The sequence below is a fragment of the bacterium SCSIO 12844 genome, from assembly GCA_024397935.1.
Lineage (GTDB): Bacteria > Pseudomonadota > Gammaproteobacteria > Francisellales > Francisellaceae > M0027.
On sequence record CP073743.1, the window covers coordinates 1,588,669 to 1,607,323 of the forward strand.

21 protein-coding genes are annotated in these 18,655 nt (G+C 30.4%); 17 read left to right on the forward strand and 4 right to left on the reverse strand.

What is annotated here, in order from left to right; genetic code table 11:
• Positions 1-23 precede the first annotated feature (23 nt).
• The 10 genes from KFE69_07500 to KFE69_07545 all read left to right on the forward strand — a co-directional run bounded on the left by KFE69_07500 (position 24) and on the right by KFE69_07545 (position 7,583).
• The gene (locus tag KFE69_07500) at positions 24-308 is read left to right on the forward strand and encodes a hypothetical protein (protein ID UTW43925.1); all 285 of its coding nucleotides are present in this window, start codon (positions 24-26) and stop codon (positions 306-308) included.
• Between the two features lie 269 nt (positions 309-577).
• Positions 578-1,132: a hypothetical protein gene (locus KFE69_07505; GenBank protein ID UTW43926.1), complete on the forward strand. Its 555-nt coding sequence runs from the start codon at positions 578-580 to the stop codon at positions 1,130-1,132.
• 71 nt (positions 1,133-1,203) lie between these two features.
• The gene (locus KFE69_07510) at positions 1,204-1,431 is read left to right on the forward strand and encodes a hypothetical protein (GenBank protein ID UTW43927.1); all 228 of its coding nucleotides are present in this window, start codon (positions 1,204-1,206) and stop codon (positions 1,429-1,431) included.
• Positions 1,432-1,609: 178 nt separating this feature from the next.
• A complete protein-coding gene (locus KFE69_07515) occupies positions 1,610-1,921 on the forward strand; it encodes a hypothetical protein (GenBank protein ID UTW43928.1) in 312 nt (103 codons plus the stop codon).
• Positions 1,922-2,093: 172 nt separating this feature from the next.
• Positions 2,094-3,743 (forward strand): hypothetical protein, encoded by a 1,650-nt coding sequence (locus tag KFE69_07520; protein ID UTW43929.1) that lies wholly within the window; start codon positions 2,094-2,096, stop codon positions 3,741-3,743.
• A 582-nt stretch (positions 3,744-4,325) separates the two neighbouring features.
• Positions 4,326-5,486 (forward strand): hypothetical protein, encoded by a 1,161-nt coding sequence (locus tag KFE69_07525; protein UTW41365.1) that lies wholly within the window; start codon positions 4,326-4,328, stop codon positions 5,484-5,486.
• A gap of 49 nt (positions 5,487-5,535) precedes the next feature.
• The gene (locus KFE69_07530; GenBank protein ID UTW41366.1) at positions 5,536-5,823 is read left to right on the forward strand and encodes a hypothetical protein; all 288 of its coding nucleotides are present in this window, start codon (positions 5,536-5,538) and stop codon (positions 5,821-5,823) included.
• Positions 5,824-5,846: 23 nt separating this feature from the next.
• The gene (locus tag KFE69_07535) at positions 5,847-6,482 is read left to right on the forward strand and encodes a hypothetical protein (protein ID UTW41367.1); all 636 of its coding nucleotides are present in this window, start codon (positions 5,847-5,849) and stop codon (positions 6,480-6,482) included.
• Positions 6,483-6,637: 155 nt separating this feature from the next.
• Positions 6,638-7,117 (forward strand): GNAT family N-acetyltransferase, encoded by a 480-nt coding sequence (locus tag KFE69_07540; protein UTW41368.1) that lies wholly within the window; start codon positions 6,638-6,640, stop codon positions 7,115-7,117.
• A 214-nt stretch (positions 7,118-7,331) separates the two neighbouring features.
• On the forward strand, positions 7,332-7,583 hold the full coding sequence (locus KFE69_07545; protein UTW41369.1) for a hypothetical protein: 252 nt from the start codon (positions 7,332-7,334) through the stop codon (positions 7,581-7,583).
• A gap of 17 nt (positions 7,584-7,600) precedes the next feature.
• Here the strand turns inward: KFE69_07545 and KFE69_07550 are convergent, their stop codons facing one another.
• Both KFE69_07550 and xerC read right to left on the reverse strand, forming a co-directional pair.
• Positions 7,601-8,377, reverse strand: a complete 777-nt coding sequence (locus KFE69_07550; protein ID UTW41370.1) for a class I SAM-dependent methyltransferase — start codon at positions 8,375-8,377, stop codon at positions 7,601-7,603.
• Between the two features lie 13 nt (positions 8,378-8,390).
• Positions 8,391-9,278, reverse strand: a complete 888-nt coding sequence (gene xerC, locus KFE69_07555) for a tyrosine recombinase XerC (GenBank protein ID UTW41371.1) — start codon at positions 9,276-9,278, stop codon at positions 8,391-8,393.
• Positions 9,279-9,431: 153 nt separating this feature from the next.
• Between xerC and KFE69_07560 the strand changes: the two genes are divergently transcribed.
• From KFE69_07560 to gcvPB, 6 genes are read left to right on the forward strand one after another with little or no spacing between them, the layout of a single operon-like run.
• Complete coding sequence (locus KFE69_07560; protein ID UTW41372.1) at positions 9,432-10,100, forward strand: thiamine diphosphokinase; 669 nt, start codon at positions 9,432-9,434, stop codon at positions 10,098-10,100.
• Positions 10,101-11,744 carry a glucose-6-phosphate isomerase gene (gene pgi, locus KFE69_07565; GenBank protein ID UTW41373.1) on the forward strand — a complete coding sequence of 548 codons (1,644 nt, stop codon included), beginning with the start codon at positions 10,101-10,103 and terminating at the stop codon, positions 11,742-11,744.
• A 53-nt stretch (positions 11,745-11,797) separates the two neighbouring features.
• The gene (gene gcvT / locus KFE69_07570; protein UTW44033.1) at positions 11,798-12,898 is read left to right on the forward strand and encodes a glycine cleavage system aminomethyltransferase GcvT; all 1,101 of its coding nucleotides are present in this window, start codon (positions 11,798-11,800) and stop codon (positions 12,896-12,898) included.
• A gap of 48 nt (positions 12,899-12,946) precedes the next feature.
• Complete coding sequence (gene gcvH, locus KFE69_07575) at positions 12,947-13,333, forward strand: glycine cleavage system protein GcvH (protein ID UTW41374.1); 387 nt, start codon at positions 12,947-12,949, stop codon at positions 13,331-13,333.
• Positions 13,334-13,372: 39 nt separating this feature from the next.
• Complete coding sequence (gene gcvPA / locus KFE69_07580) at positions 13,373-14,767, forward strand: aminomethyl-transferring glycine dehydrogenase subunit GcvPA (GenBank protein ID UTW41375.1); 1,395 nt, start codon at positions 13,373-13,375, stop codon at positions 14,765-14,767.
• Positions 14,761-16,212: an aminomethyl-transferring glycine dehydrogenase subunit GcvPB gene (gene gcvPB, locus KFE69_07585; GenBank protein UTW41376.1), complete on the forward strand. Its 1,452-nt coding sequence runs from the start codon at positions 14,761-14,763 to the stop codon at positions 16,210-16,212. The genes gcvPA and gcvPB overlap by 7 nt, the downstream gene beginning before the upstream one ends.
• 181 nt (positions 16,213-16,393) lie before the next feature.
• Here gcvPB and KFE69_07590 read toward each other — a convergent pair whose 3' ends face one another.
• On the reverse strand, positions 16,394-17,134 hold the full coding sequence (locus tag KFE69_07590) for a hypothetical protein (protein UTW41377.1): 741 nt from the start codon (positions 17,132-17,134) through the stop codon (positions 16,394-16,396).
• A gap of 294 nt (positions 17,135-17,428) precedes the next feature.
• On the opposite strand from KFE69_07590, the gene KFE69_07595 reads away from it, so the two are divergent.
• A complete protein-coding gene (locus KFE69_07595) occupies positions 17,429-18,295 on the forward strand; it encodes a hypothetical protein (GenBank protein ID UTW41378.1) in 867 nt (288 codons plus the stop codon).
• Between the two features lie 76 nt (positions 18,296-18,371).
• Here the strand turns inward: KFE69_07595 and KFE69_07600 are convergent, their stop codons facing one another.
• Positions 18,372-18,650, reverse strand: a complete 279-nt coding sequence (locus KFE69_07600) for an HU family DNA-binding protein (protein ID UTW41379.1) — start codon at positions 18,648-18,650, stop codon at positions 18,372-18,374.
• Positions 18,651-18,655: the final 5 nt, after the last annotated feature.

Consider the following 18,655-nt stretch of genomic DNA (forward strand, 5'->3'; position numbering starts at 1 on the left):
ATAAATGATTTGGATTTGAGATTATGCCAATTATAGAAAAAAATGCTCGCCTATATGAGAAAGCACCACTAGATATTATTAATGAGTCAAAAAATATAATAATAGCTTTATTTAGTACACAAGATACAAACTCTATGAACTCAACTTCAACAATTGCAATGAGGGTAAATTCAGAAGATTTTATATCTATGATTAATTTAGCAAAAGATTATAATTTTCTTAAGTGTAATGGTGAGATAATCAATGTTAATGATATTATTTATCATGACCCTACAAATAACGTATCTGTTTATTTTGTTGATCCATGAGGAAACTCAATAGAAATAATTACTAGTTATAATGGTGAAGTAAAGAATCATTTTTCAAAACTAAATAGATTGTATAAAGCATAGTTTAAAAATTATTTTTATATAAATTAAACATGTTTATAGTCATGCTATAATTTTAGTAATTTATATACTGTATAATAAAAACATTAATATTTTAATGATCAAATTTTTGGTACTTAGTATTAAGTAATCCTCAATATATTTATATTACTATTCTACTTTTGTTGACTAAATATTAGGATTGTCTAATGAGAGAGAAAAATAGAATTCAAAAGTGGATAGAACTATTTGAGAATTATTCAGAAAAAGTTAAACAAGAACAGAAACTAAAATCATTTGGTCAAAATATAAAAATTGAAGAAATTGAGCAGCATATTTTAGCAGATATACAAAAAATAATACAAGAAAATAATATTTCTTTAAAAGTTCGATGCTATGATGATACGGAAGTTGATAAACTTATTAATTTAGCTAGTTTTGGGGTGGTATTAAAACCTGATAATTGGTTAATAAGAGCTACAATTTTACCTGAGGGCACTAACCCAAATAGGGATTTAATAAATCTGAATGATACAATTGAAGCTTTAAAAGATCAATATATAGATGGCATTATAGCTCATAGAAGGATGGAAATAGCAATTGCTTCAGCAAAAGATAACTATCCATCAAGTTTATTTCTTAAAAATCAAAAAGGTAATCTCAAACATTTAAGTGAGAAAACAAATCAAACTAATGGTCTATTCGGCATTATATCTGAATACTTAATTGGGGAGCCTGATTCTAAACCAGACCATAGTTTTTAACTTAAAGTGATTTATGAAACAAATAAAAATTAAGTTTTAATAAATGGTGATTAAAAGTGAAATATATAATAATGAAAACTAAAGAAGGTGATCGAAAATTATTTGTAGTTAATGGAAAACCATTTTATATTTCAACAGGCAAAAATTCAGGTATGATTGATACTGCTTTTCCTGTTTTAGGTATTTCTGAAACATCTAATCCACAAATTCAAGAGCCAATAGGATATATTATAAACCTATGGGAATTAGCAAAGATTATTCAGATACAGTGCGTGGGGCATTTGCTGATAATCAACTAGTTAAACTTTCTGAAACAGATTAACGTTTCCAAAATATGAAATACCTTGCAATTAGTGCATATATTAGTGGTGGTATTTGGGAGGATGAAACATTGATAAAAATGACTGAACAGATTAAAAGTTTCAAGAATTATATCAAAGCTTGTTATTTGACTGTGTACTTGGTCATGAGGCTATTATGGAGATAGATTGTACAGAAAGTACTATTGAAAACTTTTCTAAAATAAATGATTGGCTATTAGAAAATGGTGCAAAAATTGTAAATCGTGGATTTCAGAAGGATAGATTATTGTTAAGAGAATGTGAAGGAGGAGAACCAAGAGCCGAAAGTCTTTCTGATACAGATAGTTTTTTTCAAGTTATTTTAGAACCTCGTAGTGATACTCAAAGTAGAAAAACACTTGAGCAAGATGCTAAAGAATATAGAAGCTCTAAGCGTGAAGGGTGTCCACCAGAACTTATTAACAGGTCATACATCAGAAAAGTCTAGTAAACCTAGAGGGAAATATTGCTAGAATTTAATATTTAACCATATCAATAATAAACCTTAATTTGGTATTTTATTCTAAATTTTTATATTTAATTTTGTTTTAAAATTCATATAAAGGTGGTTGCATCATTTATACAAAGCATTAAAAAATAAATCATGAGTTATAATAAGAATGACAAATTTTACTTTTAAAGATAAAAACAGAGATTTTTTTATTAGTGTTTTATCAGAAGTGCCTGTTTTTCCTTTTCCTAATTTTAATGAAAGTTTAGCAAAAGAAGCATCTTATAGATTGTTAGATTATTACTTAAAAATGGGGCATTTAGAATCTGCTCTTTCATTAATGTATAAAATTAGCACATGGGATAGTGATGTTAACATTGATGAAAGTGGATATTTTAAGGATAGTAAATCATTAATTGAATGTATAAATGGAAAAGATAATTTATACCAATATTTCTTAAAAAATATAGAACAATGTAATTTAGAGATAAGCGATCAAAAAAAAGAAAGATTAAGGAAATGTATAAAGCGTTTAGTTAATAAAGAGTTAGACCCACATTATGGTAAAGATTTTGAGCTATCCCAATCAGGGTATGAATCAACTTATATTAATCTGTATTTGTCTAATTTAGCATTGTCGCTTGTCTTGCCTCAATCAGTTAGTATGGGGGGTGATTATACAACTGCCTCCTATGGTGGATTGCTGTATGCATTTGGGGTATTTAGGCATTTGACTATGCTATGTCATCATGCAAAGCATAATGGTAGAGCTTCTGTTGAAGAGTATTTTAAAGATCACTGGGAAGATATGTTGCATCAAAGTCTATGGCTTACGTCAATTATATCATCTTATGCAAGCAAATCTCCTTTGTTAGGTGCTTACTTAACTTTGTTAGCCATGGGATGTGATTTAATATCAGAGGGTATTAAAACATTAATTAATTATAAAAGTACTACTAAAAACTTAAAACAAACTGAAGATATAATTAAATCTTTAGAAAATAAGATAGAGGAAGGTAAAATTACTCAAGATGAACATAATAATATTAGCAAGCAGCTTGTTGAATTAAAGCAATTAAAGTTAAAGCAGCAAATTCAAAAAGATCATGTTCTTAATCATGGTATAACAAAAATGATTGATACAGCAGTTGTGATGTCAGCATGTATAACACTATCATTATTACCAATGACATGGCCTGCTGTTCTAACAACAATTGGTGTAACTGTTGCTTTAAAAGTAATTGTTCCAAAAATTGGTCAGTATTTTCAAAATAAGTCAGAAAAAAAAGCTTATCTTACTTTTACAGACGGTGATAAAGAGAAAGCTAGTTTAATACTAGGCTGGGATCGATTAAAATCTAAATTAGCAACAGAATTAATTAATCTAAAAAAAATAATTGATCCAGGCTCAATGAGTAGAATCAGTAAAATTAAACATCCAATTAATTTTTTATCAAATCAAATTAGGAAAAAAGTCAATAAACATAAACAAAATGAGTTTTGTATAAAATTAAAAAAATTAGAAACAGCAATGTATAAACTGCAAGATTTAGATTTTAACTCAATTAAAAATAAAGATTTACAAGAAATTTATAATGAATTACAAAATGAAAAATGGTTTAAAAAATTTAAGAAAAATAGCCCTATTTTTAGTAAAATAATGCAGGGACAGGGCCTAAACAAAATTGGTAATTTAGAAATAGAAGAAAATATAATTAAAAATAATCTTGATAAAAAGCATGTGCCAAAACCATTTTTTGATTGTGATAAAGAAATTAATTACTATAATCCGTTGCAAATGGGTAGTGCATTTTACTAAGTAGTTTTATAAAAAAGTACCCTTAAAGAACTTGAAGTAAGTTGTTGTAAGCCATGTGTTATATTTTAAACATAATAGATCCTTATAGTTTGTAATTTGGAGTTTTATACCAATTTTTAAATAAAATAATATAATAATTTATTTTTTTTTAAAATTTAATCATGAAATGACTTATTATTATGCATTTATGTAAACTCCTATAGTTCATTGTAGTGTATAAACTAACTATGAAAATTTACTTACAAGCAAGTAGTGTTAGCTAGTCAGGGCTTTCGTTCAGAAGTAAGCCCTATTGATTTATCTTATGATAGCATTAGTAGATGGTTGAAAGACAGAAACTTTAGACCTAATGAAATTTGGTCTAGCACTTCAGAAATGATAAATAAGAACCATGTATATTAATTTATGGGAACCATTTCACTCTTAGTGGTTCAGTTAGTATTGTCCCAAAAAATCAGAAATATGTCATATGTTAATTAAAGAACTTATTTGGTATAAATAAGTATTTTGTTCTAATTTTTTAATGCTTGTATATTGTTATTATTTGCATCGAACTTAAACAAAAAATAAGGGGTTGCAAATATGTTAAGTGCAAAACAGTTTACTAATACAGTAAGAAAAGAAGTACAGTCAAGGGGTATACATACAGTTCCTAGATTACTACAAGTATTAAGAAATGAAAATATTGAGAATAAGAATGCATTTATGGATAGGCTACATATGGTACTTAAATTACATAATTCGCTAAATGAAGCTCATGTTTCTTACATAGAAAAGCATAATAATAGTAAAGATGAAAGTGATAAAGATTATATTAAATTATCTGTGGCACAATTGGCTTCAATGACAACTGCATCTGAACATATGCAAGAACATGACTTCGAGAAGGCAATACTTGAAGCTGAATTATCTGAAAATGATAAAGAGATTTATAATCAGCATATAACTGATCAATATATTAGATTATGTTCAAGGCAACTTTATATTCTACCTCAAAATAAGAAAAAATCCCAACATTATGCAGTATCTAGTGCTTGTGAAAGAGTAAAAGAATTGCTATCGCCGCCATCTGATAAAAATGATGGTTGGAGCAAACTTGCTGAATACTTGGTGAGAGAGTTATCAGGTGGAAAAGAAGCTTTCAAAAGAGCTGTGCAAACTTATACTAATGAAATGACAGATGATCATCATAAACCATATACGGATATTACTCCTGAAACCTCAGCAGGGAAATTTATATCGCACTGGGGGGTAGATACAAAATTGATTATTGAGCATGTTCAAAACTATAGTGAACTTACTGATCAAGCTAAGAAAGAATTCAAGGTATGTTATCCTGATCAACAAGAACTCTTAGATATGCTTTTTAAAATGGGCTTAATTAATGAGGAAGAATATAAATCTCTTGGTGATTATGTTGATAATATGAGAGAGGTGATTATGTATGAAGAATCAGCAGAGAAAACACTATCTATAAACAAAGTTATTAAGGAATTAAATACAACTATAGAGTATTATGAAAATAAAACAGAAGGTGATAAAAGCAAAGGAATTATGACTTCTTCTGATAGTGATATACTTGTCGGATTAAAGGATTGTTATGAGCTTGTTACCAACATATTATTACGTTCATCTAAAAGCAATAGTATCCTAAGGCAGGAAGCTACTGAAGTCGACCATTTATTGAAAGAACAAATCCAACGCATTCATGAATTTAAACATGACAATGTTGAGTACAAATAACCAACTAAATAATAAATATCGCATATCCTATTAAGTTTTTGTGGGATAAATGATAGAAAGTGCTCACCGTAATGCAATGTATGTAAGAGGTGGAACAAATTATCATAAAACTAATAATACAGATTATAATGCTAAAAATAATATAATGACGGGTTTTTACACTAATTTAAAAACAACCAGTGATGGCTTATTGTCTATAAATGATATTTTGAAGAACTTAAATAAAAAAATTTATAAAATAAGGCAAGCTGATATACAAAATATAAGTAGTAACATTGATAAAGAAATGGATATTATTATTAATTCATACCTTAAAACCAATCAAGAAAGAAAGTAGATTATTTTGAATATAGACGTAAATTGTTTAATCCAGATTTTGAAAAGTTAATTTCTGAAATTATTGAAGATTATGAAAAAGAAATAAACTTTTCTAAGGATGATGTATATAAAAAAGAAGAAGCAATATATAGATTTTGCCGAACTTTAGAAATATTACATCCCTATCAAGATGGGAATTGTAGAGTTTTTAGTATGCTATTACATAATGCTTTAAGAAGCCATAATGGCTTAGAGCCAATAGTGCAACTTAATCCGAATCTTATGGATAACCTAACATTTGTAGAGTTTCAAGATGCATATATGAAGCTTAATAAATTTATGGAATTACAATCAAATAAAGATGAATTTATAAAATGGCAAAATAAAATTGCTAAATATTATATTTCTAATGATGAAGATTATAATAAGAATATTATATTTGATGCAGGGGGTGATTATAAACACTTTGAGGAGCCCGTTATCTGTGAATCAGTATATGAATCAGAAGATGAGACACTAAACGAAGACCTTATTAATAGTAATATTGATGATTTTGAACCGAAAACTAAATTAAAGTATTCTAGAAGCCAAAGTTATTCATATCCTAAGTTACCTTATAAAGATTTAGCTATTGAATTGAATGATCAACAGTCGTTATCATTTAATAATAGTAAATAATTGAAACCATCATCATGATTAAATTTTTAAAAAAACTAGGGTTTAGAAATTCCTAATTGGCATAATGTTGATATTTAAGTTTTTGGTAATTGCAAGAAAACAGTATCTGAATATAGACGGTAATTCATAAATATACATAATTTTGGAGATATATAATGAATGAAATAGTCAATGAAATAGTCAATATGGCCTACTATCAAAAGCAACCATTTAAACTAGATAAGGTGGTTAACAATACACAGTATTTATTTAAACAGATATGTGAGCAAGACTTATTACAATTAGCATTATTACATTCAAAAGGTTTTAATGTTCCATTTATTTTTTCTATTGATGAAATAGAAGCTATTCTAGATAGTGATGATATGATAAATGTATATAAATTTATTGATAAAAAAGAAAATATAATTGGTATGTTAGTATGCGAAATTAAAAATAATATATGTGAAATCACGAATTTTGTTATTGATAAAAACTATCAATGTAATGGACTCGGAAAATTATTTATGAAAAAGTGTTTAAATACATTTTTTGTAAAATATAGCATATCAAATTTTGTATTAAGCGTAGTGAAATCCAATCGGAAAGCTTATCATTTGTATACGTCTTTGGGATTCAATCAAAAAATGAAATAAGCATTATATTACATTATACCACAACTTTAAAAATGAATCTTAAACGGAACTATATATGAGCAAACAAAAAATAATGAGTGATATAATATTTATGGCTTTATTTAAAGTATATCCTGAACTTAAAAAGGATGATTTAACTATTGCTAAAAACTATTCAGTAGATGAAGATAAAGCTTTATTATTTTGATCTAGCCTTGGTGTCAAAATTAAATCAATGTCTGGAGGTTGTTGGTTTAATTCTACTCTGTATGATATTGAAGGTTTAGAGTTTAACTCTCATATACACAAATATTATGAGTTTGGGCAAAATTTATTAAAATTACTCGGCTCTGAATGTAAAGAATATATTGAAAAAGACTTTCTTGAAAAACCAATGAAAGCTAAATGGTCTAAACAACAACTATTTGTTGATCCAAAAGATAAAGTTGCTAGTTACCATACATATCAACCAGAGGGTTTTAAGTAACCTTTAAGACCAATACATCACCTAGCATAAATATCAAACCGATTCGATTTACCAGTCAGGCTTGAAGAAGGTTTTTTCTCATTCAAATAAGGTCCTGATGCAGGGCGTTTAACAACGACTTTATTAGCACTTTGAGTGGCAATATTAAATAATTGTTCATTATTCCATTGATTATCATGATTATCATGATGTAGTGTTTGTAGTATCTGCATTTCTTTTTGTACTTTGGCTGACTTTTTACTTTGCGGAAACATAGGATCCAAATAAATAATATCACTATGTTCACTGTAGCGCGAAATAAGATCAACTGCATCACCATAAAGTAGCGTAATATGCTGGGTAATTGGATGAGTTTGAGGGTTGTCTTCAGCTCTAAATAATGCATCTCGTAATAAAAGATAGACAATTAAATTTCGCTCTATTGCTATGATGTCATGTCCGCGTGATGCTAACTGAAATAGATCGCTGCCAAAACCTGCTGTAGCATCAATAATATTTAACTTTTCTTTTGAGCGACCTTCAATTGCTTTGACAAGCATGGTTTTTGTTGGATCAAAAAAAATGCGGTGAAATACTTTACCACGATTAAAATTAACAGCATAAGATTGTTCAGTAGGTTGATGATGCAGTGTTAAATTTTCATCAATAAACTCTAAAATAAATGGTGCTTGTGTTTTAACCTGTCCAATAAAAATTTGCTCAGTTAATAATTTTTGATCTAAACCATCGGTAACATCATCAAAAAAATCCATGTCATCTTTTTCATGAGGAATAAACTGTATTTTACTATCCATTTGTTATCCTTATTTATTTCTTCTTAGCGCGTGGATGAGCGCTGTCATAGACACTGGCAAGATGCTGAAAGTCTAAGTGCGTGTATATTTGTGTTGTTGATATATCAGCATGGCCAAGTAATTCTTGTACGGCTCGAAGATTCGAGCTTGATTCGAGAATATGGCTTGCAAAAGCGTGTCGAAGCATATGCGGGTGAATATGTTTTGTACCAAATCGCTTTGCCCATAATGCAAAACGTTTTTGGATATTTCGCTGTGAGATTGGTTGTCCTTTTTCAGATATAAATAAAGCATTTGATGTTGATTTATTCCATTGATCTCGTATTTTTAACCAGCGATTTAAAGCATTAATCGCCTCATTACCAATTGGAATTATACGCTCTTTATCCCCTTTGCCAAGTACGCGTATTAATTTTTGAGAGAAGTCAATTTTTTCAAGTGTTAGATTTGTTAACTCGCTTAAACGAAGACCACAGGCATAAGTTAATTCAAGCATTGCTAGATCACGAATATCTAATGGATCATTAATAGCTTGATTTAATAAAGCTTGTGTTTGATCAACTTCAACTGATTTAGGTAATCGTTGTGCAGCTTTAGGTGCTCTAATTGCTTTAGCTGGGTTATGACTGATAAGTTTGATATTAATTAAATAATTAAAAAAGGCTCTCATAGCACTTAACAGCCGTTGTATTGATTTTGGTTTGATGCCGGATTTATGTTCTTTTGAAATGATATCTTGAATCATATGCCGATCAATTATTTCAACTGAAGCAATGTTTGTTTTAGAACAGTAATCAATTAGTTTATTTAAATCGCGTTTATATGCGTTGAGTGTGTGTTCACTATATCGTTTTTGCGAAGCACAAATTAATAAGAATTCATCGATCAATTTTTTAATCATTATTTAGCCATTTGCCTGATAATTGGTTGAAATTTTACTTATTTATATTGTAGTTTGCATTTGTTGATTTGTTAATCCTTGCAAGTGATGAAAATTCACGATATAAGGCTACATGAGTAATTTACTTTTGATGTAAGTGGGGCAAATAAAAGATTGAATGCAGAGAAAGTAACAGAAGCGATTGTCATACTAGATGGCGAAATTGACAGAGCATTTATTGATAGTCAATTAAGCGGTTATGATAAACCATTAATCATCTGTACTGATGGTGCTTATCTGCACGTTAAAGCCCTGCCTCATATTCTAAAAAAATTAAATGTGGTTATTGGTGATTTTGATTCAATTAATAAAAATGAAATTATCGATCAACACATAGATGTGATTCATAATCCTGATCAAGACTCTACAGACTTTGATAAAGCATTAGCTTATTTATATGATCAAGGTATCAAAAAAATAATTGTTTATGGTGCTAGTGGCTTAAGTTCTGATCACTTTCTTGGTAACTTATCAACGGCATTGTTCTGGAAAGACAAGCTTGAACTAGAATTTAGAGATCGCTATGGTGTATTTTTCTTTATTCACTCAGGTATCGAATTAAAAGGTATTAAAGACCAAAAAGTATCGGTTATTCCTTTTTTTGAAGTAAATAATATTTACTATGAAGGATTACAATATCCACTAAATGGCGAGTCATTAGTATTTGGTAAGCGTATTGGTACTCGAAATTTAGCAGTATCCGATAGCGTGATAATTCGTTATGATAGTGGCAATGTATTAGTTTATGTTGAAAATAAACACTATGCTAAGGAGCGTTTATAAATGATTAATTCTAAGAATATAAAAACAATCAATCATTTAAAGTCACTAAAAGAGACGCTTTTAAATAAACGTTTAGCTGAATTGGTTGAAGAGCCATCTCGTTTTGATCGTTATCACTTATCAACATGTGATATTTTATTAGATTACTCTAAAAATCATATCAACAGTGAAGTGATGGATCTGTTAATTCAAGTAGCAGAAGATGCACAATTGCAACAACGTCGAGATCAGATGTTTGATGGTGCAAAGATTAATTTTACAGAAAATCGAGCTGTTTTACATACCGCATTGAGAAGACCAAAATCAGATAAATTAGTGCTTGATGGCGTTGATGTGATTGATTTAGTTCATCAATCATTAGATAAAATGAAGTTATTGGTTGAGTCTGTTTATTCAGGAGGATGGACAGGCTATGATGGTGATACGATTAGCGATATTGTTAATATTGGGATTGGTGGTTCTGATTTAGGTCCTAAAATGGTAACAGAAGCCTTAACGCCGTATCATACAGGGCGTTTGAACTGTCACTTTATTTCAAATGTAGATGGGTTTACAATCTCACAGACATTAAAAAAATTAAATCCAAAAACAACGCTTTTTATTGTTGCATCAAAATCGTTCTCAACAGAAGAGACATTAATGAATGCAAATACTGCACGAGAATGGTTAGTAACGCATGCTAATACAGAAGACGTAGTTAAATCTCATTTTGTTGCCATCTCCAGCCAACCAGATAAAGTTAAGGCTTTTGGTATTGATAATCAAAACCGTTTTGATATGTGGGATTGGGTTGGTGGTCGTTATTCTTTATGGTCTGTTATTGGATTATCGATTGCATTTATGGTGGGTATGGATAATTTTTATGCCTTACTAGAAGGTGCTTATGAAATGGATCAGCACTTTTTAAATGCACCATTAGAAGAAAATATGCCAGTGATTCTAGCCTTAATTGAAATATGGTATAGCAATTTCTCTCAAACAAGAAGTAAAGCAATTTTACCATATGATGACCGTTTATGTTTTTTAGCAGATTACTTACAACAGGCAGATATGGAAAGTAATGGTAAATCATGCGATATCCATAACCAAAAAGTAGATCATACAACAGGTGTTGTATTATGGGGTGGTGTTGGTACGAATGGTCAGCATGCTTTTCATCAATTATTACATCAAGGTACAGTATTAATTCCAATCGATTTTATTATTGCTAAAAAACCACATCATAAATTAATTGCTCACCATCAAGCATTAATTGCAAATGCATTAGCGCAAGCACAAGCATTAATGGTTGGTAAAAGTGAAGATCAAGCGTATCAAGAATTAATTGACTCTGGGCTTTCTCATGAAAAAGCAGAAAAATTAGCACCACATAAAGCGATACCTGGTTCAAGACCATCAAATATGATTGTTTTAGCAGAATTAACTCCTAAAACATTAGGCAGTTTAATTGCAATGTATGAGCATAAAATTTTTACTCAAGGTATCATTTGGCAGATTAATAGTTTTGATCAGTGGGGTGTTGAGTTGGGTAAAGCATTAGGAAAACCAATTCTAAAGTCTTTACAATCAAATGAATCATTAGATCGCTATGATGCTTCAACTAAAGAATTGATTAAATATTTTAAAGATTTTTATCAAGGATAAATATAGGCAGAACTTAAGGAGTACTAATTATGGGACAAGATACAAATAATTCAATGAAAACGCCTTTATATGATTGGCATGCCAATCATGGTGCGAAAATGGTGCCATTTGCAGGTTGGCAGATGCCAATTGATTATGGTTCACAGATTGATGAGCACCATGCAGTGAGAAAGGATAAAGGTATATTTGATGTCTCACATATGTTAGCTGTTGATTTATCCGGTGAGCGTATAACTGACTTTTTAAGTTATTTAATTGCCAATGATGTAAGAAAAATTGTTGTTGGTAAAGCTTTATATACTTGTATGTTAAATGAACAAGGTGGTGTGATTGATGATCTAATTGTTTATTATATTAGTGAGGGTCATTATCGCTTAGTTGTAAATGCTGGAAATAGAGAAAAAGATGTTAATTGGATTAAAGAGCAAGCAATTGCTTTTGATGTTTCTGTAATTACAAGAGAAGATTTAAGCATTATTGCTGTCCAAGGCCCAAATGCAAGAGAAGCAGTTATTAGTGCGCTTGATGATAAGTTAGTATTTAATGTTGCTGAATTAAAGCCATTTAGATTATTTAAATCAGATGAGATGTTAATTGCAAGAACAGGCTATACAGGTGAAGATGGTTTTGAGATTATGATGCCGCAAAATGAAGTTGTTGCATTTTGGCAAAAATTAATCGATCAAGGTGTTAAAGCTTGTGGCTTAGGTGCAAGAGATACATTGAGATTAGAAGCAGGCCTTAATCTTTATGGTAATGATATGACTGATGAAGTTACACCATTTGAGTGTGGTCTAGATTGGACAGTTTCATTAACGGATGATCGTAATTTTATTGGTAAATCTGCATTAATTAAACAAAAAATTGATGGTGTTAATACAAAATTTGTTGGTTTGATTTTATTGGATCGTGGTGTATTAAGAGCAGGTCAAAAGGTAGTTTCAGAAGAGGGTGAGGGGACTACAACAAGTGGTAGTTTCTCACCAACATTGAATCAATCCATTGCACTTGCACGAGTGCCTTTAGATGCGACTGAATGCCAAGTTGAAATTAGAAATAGAAAACTTGCAGTTAAAATGGTTTCTTATCCATTTGTGCGTAAGGGAAAAGTGGTTTTTAAGTCACTCAGTCATGAATTAGAAGTGACTGAGTAACGTATTTTTTAAACATTGTTAAATTAACCTTAAAGGAGTATATTAGTTATGAGTAAAGTAGTTAGTGGTCTTAAGTATTCTGATACACATGAGTGGGTTCGTATTGAAGAAGGCAATCTAGCAACAATTGGAATTACGGATCATGCGCAAGCACTATTAGGTGAGCTTGTTTATGTTGAACTACCTCAAGTTGGCGATGAAGTTAACTCAGGTAGTGAGGTGGGTGTTGTTGAGTCTGTAAAAGCTGCTTCTGATTTTTATACACCTGTTTCAGGGCGTGTAGTTGAAGTAAATGAAGCCTTAGTAGATAGTCCAAATGAAGTTAATGATAATCCATATGAAAATGGTTGGTTATTCAAAATAGAATTATCTGATGTATCTGAGGTTGATAGGTTATTAGATGCAGAGAATTATGAAACTGCATTAGAAGATTAATATAAGTTATAGATATAGAATCATAATAAGGATAACTTTATGCCATTTATTCCACATTTAGATTCAGATATTACAAAGATGCTTGAAACAATTGGTGTCTCTGATGTTGAATCATTATTTGATGAAATACCTGATGCATTACGCATTGACGGTTTTAATCATATACCTGAAGGTTTAAACGAGATGGATATGACTCGTTTAATGAATGAAAGAGCTGCTTCTGATCAACAGCAATTAAACTTTGTTGGCGCTGGCGCTTATCAGCATCATATACCTGCTGCTGTATGGGATCTTGTGTCAAGAGGCGAGTATATGACAGCATATACACCATACCAAGCTGAAGCGTCACAAGGTAATTTACAGTTGATTTATGAATTTCAAAGTATGATTGCTTCATTAACACAAATGGATGTAGCCAATGCTTCAATGTATGATGGTGCATCTGCTTTAGCTGAAGCAGTATTAATGGCTGTACGTGCTAATCGTAAATCAAAATCTGGAAAAATCTTAATTGCTGATCGTATTCATCCGCATTATATGCAAGTTTTAGAGTCAATTACGAGTTATCAGAATATTACTTTTGAGCAAGTAGCTTTGAATCTTGATGATGGGATAACAACACTTGATAGATTAAGTGTATATGAAGGTAATGATTATGCAGCAGTTATTATTCCTCAGCCTAATTTTCTTGGACAACTAACAAAAGCAGATGAGATAACTAATTGGGCACATAATGAAAATGCACTTGTTATCGCAACGGTTAATCCAACAGCATTAGCATTAATTAATGCGCCAGGCAGTTGGGGTGAAACTGGTGCTGATATTGTTTGTGGTGAAGGTCAACCATTGGGTATTCCATTAGCTTCTGGTGGACCTTATGTTGGTTTTATGAGTTGTAAAAATGCCATAGTGCGTCAAATGCCTGGTAGAATTGTTGGTCGTACAACCGATGTTGATGGTAAAGAAGGCTTTTGTTTGACATTACAAGCTCGTGAGCAACATATTCGTCGTTCAAAAGCAACGTCTAATATCTGTACCAATCAGGGTCTTTTGATGACAGCCGCGACAATTTATTTATCACTACTTGGTGTTGAAGGTTTAAAACAAGTTGCTAAAGCATCGCATCATAATGCTTTAACATTAAAAGAAAAATTATCTGAAATTTCTCAGGTTAAGGCTAAATTTAGCAATAATTTCTTCCATGAAATTGTAGTTGAGTTACCAACAAAAGCATCTAGTGTTTTAAATGAATTAGCCAAACATAATATTCAAGGTGGTTATGATTTAGGACAGTTAGATCCAAAGCTTGATCATATGTTATTAATTTGTTCGACAGAAATTCATACCAAAGAGGACCATGACTATTTTTTGTCCATTTTAAAAACGGTTGTCAATAATGAAGAAAAAGAAGTTCAAGGAGTTGCAACATGTTAATTTTTGAAAAATCAAAACCAGGGCGTTATGCAACTGCTCAAGCACCTTATGGTGAATTTAAATCTTCAATTGATGAACGTTTTTTACGTAAAGATCGTCCATTATTACCTGAAGTGTCTGAGTTAGATGCCATTCGTCACTTTACACGTCTTTCTAAGAAAAATTTTTCAATTGATACACATTTTTATCCGTTAGGTTCTTGTACGATGAAATATAATCCAAGAGCTGCACATAAATTAGCATCAATTCCTAATTTTCTAAATCAGCATCCATTAGCATCCGATGAGTCTAAGCAAGGTTTTTATGCTTGTCTTTATGATTTGCAAGAATATATCAAAGAAATTACAGGCATGAAGGGTGTTTCTCTTGCACCAATGGCAGGCGCACAAGGTGAGTTTGCTGGCGTTGCAATGATTAAACGTTATCATGAAGATCGTGGTGATTATGATCGTAATGAAATCATTGTGCCAGATGCAGCCCATGGGACTAATCCAGCAACAGCGATTATGTGTGGCTATAAGGTAAGAGAAGTTAAAACGCTAAAAGAATCTGGTGATGTCGATGTTGATGCATTAGAAGCAGCACTTGGGCCTAATACAGCAGGTATTATGCTAACAAATCCATCAACTTTAGGTGTTTTTGAGCGTCGTATTAAAGAAATAGCTAAAATGGTGCACGAAGCGGGTGGCTTATTATATTATGATGGTGCTAATTTAAATGCCATTATGGGTAAAACACGTCCGGGTGATATGGGATTTGATGTGATGCACTTAAATCTTCATAAGACATTTGCAACACCACATGGCGGTGGTGGTCCAGGTGCAGGGCCTGTTGCTTGTGCTGAGCGCTTAAAACCTTATTTGCCAGTACCTTGTGTTGTTAAAAATAGTGATGATACCTACAAGCTAGAGTTAGCAGATGATAAACCGCAAACAATTGGTCGTTTATCTGCTTTTCATGGTAATGCAGGAATTTTATTGCGTGCTTATATTTATATTCGAATGCTAGGACATAATGGCTTAAAACGTGTTTCTGAGATGGCAACATTAAATGCAAATTATATGTTAAAGCGTTTACAAGAAGCAGGTTTCAATGCAGCATTTTCTGATCGTCGTGCAACGCATGAGTTTATTATTACGCTTGAAAAAGAGAAAAAAGACTATGACGTTACTGCAACAGATTTTGCAAAATGTTTAATTGATAAAGGTATTCATGCACCAACAATGTATTTTCCATTATTAGTACCTGAATGCTTATTGATTGAACCAACAGAGACTGAAACTAAAGAAGAGATGGATAGTTTTATTGATGCTTTAATTGAGATTAGAGCGTTATGTAAAACGGATCCTGAAAAGGTAAAAAATGCACCTTATAATTTACCTGTTCGTCGTTTGGATGATGTTAAAGCAGCGCGTCAACTAGATGTGGTTTATAAAAAGAGCTAAGTTAAAAAGCTCTTTTTATAAATGAGCTGTTGAAGAATGTATATTTGAAGTTTGTATTATCTGAAAATACAAATATAGGCTGATTAAAATCATTTGTAGTCGAAATTTTTTGATCTGTTGATATATTACTAGAATCATTAAGTTTTGTTTGTAAGTCTTTTGTATTAGAACTAGATAATTCTTATATATTATTTATAACTTGAATCTTGTTTGCAGGGACTCTATGTTCAGTCATACAGCAACGATAATCTGATAAGTCTTCTTTCATGTCTATAATGTCATCTTGGTGTATTTTTAAGACAACTAAATTAGATAAGTCACCACCTAGATGTTTGGTATATTCATTAAAACATGATTTAAAGTGTAGCTCAGAAAAAAAGTATATGTGAGATGAAGTTATTGCCTCTTCAATATTGTATTTAGCGCTTACCAGTTCATTTGCTAGTTTATGTATTGGATGATTGGTATCATTTTTTATAGCTTTAATTTCAGCTTTATAGTCATTTTTAAATGTTTTTAAATTATGATTTTTCTTAAATTCTGACATACTAAATTTAAGCGTTTTAGTTTCACTAGGGTTATAGTTTTGTTTGTAGTATTCATCAATAGATAGAGCTTCTTTTTTTGTTAATTGAGTATTATTTTGTTCATGATCTAATGAAATATCAATTTGTAATGGTGTTATATCATTTGTTTTATTAAAAATTTGTTTCATATGTTCTTTATTAAGTTTTAATGCTAGTATTTTTAATATAGCTTTGATTTTATTAGTAAATTGTTGTTCAAACTGTGCTTGTTTGTTTTTATAAAATGATCCTTCAGTTGAAGCTTTTCTTTCACCTGTCCGGTGATACTGTGATGACATACCATCTTTTTTAATGTGATCGAAAATATTCTTAGTTGTAACATGATAATAGTACATTTTTGCAACACCCTATAATTAATATAATTTATAATTATTAATCAGAAGTGTAATATATTTTTTAATAAAAGCAACAATAATATAATGAATAAAATAAATATTAAGCTTATTAAAATTGTAGTGGATATCTTGAAGTACAAATAGCTAATGAAAGCCCTATAGATTAAAATAATTTGATTAGCATATTTTAGGATGTCAATTAATTATAAAATAGCTATAAATTTATATAATATGATAATGCTATTTATTTAAACTTCAAATAGAATGTTTGTTTTATTGGTTTAGCAGATAGAAATGCTACATAGTAAAGGCATAACTATGACAGAAATAGAGTTATTAGATATTTTTGATGACTTTTTCAAAAAATATTCATATTTAAAATCGATCAATCAAGCTGAAACTTATCAGGACTATAGCGAATGTATTGAAAGCTGTTTTGCGCCTAAAAAGTCAGAAATTTTATTATTATCTCCAAGGTCTATTGCTCAAAATATTATTTACTATCAAGGCGGAACTTGTGATGAAATTTCAGTTACCTTAGGTGAGAAAATGTCTGAATCAATTATTGAAACTGATTTATTTTGTCAATTTGAATTATGGAAAGTTATCACTGAAATACCAGGTCATGCTTATAATTATCTTAAAATAAAATTAGATGATGAAATTAAATATTATCGATTGGATTTATGGGAAGATGAAGTTAAAGAGATTAGTTCTCAGCAATATGATAGTTGTAATGATGATAGGTGGGGTGTAAGTAAGAAAGTTTATAAATGGGATCAAGATACGTTAGCTAATTCTCAAAAAGAGCCAACTTTGTTATTACCAGGGCCAATGGTCAAAAATACAACTAAAAAAACTTCATATCCGTTGTATATCTATGGTAATAGCAAATCATCTACTAATGTTGTTGAGCAAATTGAGCAATTGAGAAAAAAAACAAAATCAAATACCCGTAAAAATTATATAAGAACAAATATAGATAATAGATCAGCTGAATCTTGTAGATATACCCCTTATTTATCTACTGAAAATATAACTACACTTACAGATTTTAATATTGAAAATCTTGAGTATCCTTCAGAAACAAATTCACCACCATTATATTTTTTAAACTCTGATGATGAATGGTTATTTGGTGATAGTTTTAGTTTTGATTAATTATAATTAGCTATAGAAGTTCTTTGTTAAAATTAATTAAAAGGCTACAAGATATGTAACCTTTTTTATAGAGGATTTATTTATTAACCGCATCTTTTAGTTTTTTACCAACGTTAAAGCGAACAACTTTAGATGCTTTAATTTTCATAGGTTCGCCAGTCTTAGGGTTTCTACCAGTGCGAGCAGGGCGTTTGCTGATTTTAAATGAACCAAAACCGGTTAAACTTATTTCTTTATTTTTTTTCAATGCACATTCAACTGCACACTGGAATGACTTAATGACACGATCAGCTTCAGCTTTCGTCTCAACACATTTATTTTTAACCATAAATTCAATTAATTCAGTCTTATTCATATGCT

Bases quoted from the DNA above. Each gene is read 5' to 3' on its own strand.
- KFE69_07540 (UTW41368.1), top strand. From the start codon at position 6,638: ATGAATGAAATAGTCAATGAAATAGTCAATATGGCCTACTATCAAAAG.
- KFE69_07520 (UTW43929.1), top strand. From the start codon at position 2,094: ATGACAAATTTTACTTTTAAAGATAAAAACAGAGATTTTTTTATTAGT.
- KFE69_07505 (UTW43926.1), top strand. From the start codon at position 578: ATGAGAGAGAAAAATAGAATTCAAAAGTGGATAGAACTATTTGAGAAT.
- gcvT (UTW44033.1), top strand. From the start codon at position 11,798: ATGAAAACGCCTTTATATGATTGGCATGCCAATCATGGTGCGAAAATG.
- pgi (UTW41373.1), top strand. From the start codon at position 10,101: ATGATTAATTCTAAGAATATAAAAACAATCAATCATTTAAAGTCACTA.
- KFE69_07510 (UTW43927.1), top strand. From the start codon at position 1,204: ATGAAAACTAAAGAAGGTGATCGAAAATTATTTGTAGTTAATGGAAAA.
- KFE69_07525 (UTW41365.1), top strand. From the start codon at position 4,326: ATGTTAAGTGCAAAACAGTTTACTAATACAGTAAGAAAAGAAGTACAG.
- KFE69_07515 (UTW43928.1), top strand. From the start codon at position 1,610: ATGGAGATAGATTGTACAGAAAGTACTATTGAAAACTTTTCTAAAATA.
- KFE69_07600 (UTW41379.1), bottom strand. From the start codon at position 18,650: ATGAATAAGACTGAATTAATTGAATTTATGGTTAAAAATAAATGTGTT.
- gcvH (UTW41374.1), top strand. From the start codon at position 12,947: ATGAGTAAAGTAGTTAGTGGTCTTAAGTATTCTGATACACATGAGTGG.
- KFE69_07500 (UTW43925.1), top strand. From the start codon at position 24: ATGCCAATTATAGAAAAAAATGCTCGCCTATATGAGAAAGCACCACTA.
- xerC (UTW41371.1), bottom strand. From the start codon at position 9,278: ATGATTAAAAAATTGATCGATGAATTCTTATTAATTTGTGCTTCGCAA.
- gcvPB (UTW41376.1), top strand. From the start codon at position 14,761: ATGTTAATTTTTGAAAAATCAAAACCAGGGCGTTATGCAACTGCTCAA.
- KFE69_07550 (UTW41370.1), bottom strand. From the start codon at position 8,377: ATGGATAGTAAAATACAGTTTATTCCTCATGAAAAAGATGACATGGAT.
- KFE69_07595 (UTW41378.1), top strand. From the start codon at position 17,429: ATGCTACATAGTAAAGGCATAACTATGACAGAAATAGAGTTATTAGAT.
- KFE69_07545 (UTW41369.1), top strand. From the start codon at position 7,332: ATGTCTGGAGGTTGTTGGTTTAATTCTACTCTGTATGATATTGAAGGT.
- KFE69_07530 (UTW41366.1), top strand. From the start codon at position 5,536: ATGATAGAAAGTGCTCACCGTAATGCAATGTATGTAAGAGGTGGAACA.
- gcvPA (UTW41375.1), top strand. From the start codon at position 13,373: ATGCCATTTATTCCACATTTAGATTCAGATATTACAAAGATGCTTGAA.
- KFE69_07590 (UTW41377.1), bottom strand. From the start codon at position 17,134: ATGTACTATTATCATGTTACAACTAAGAATATTTTCGATCACATTAAA.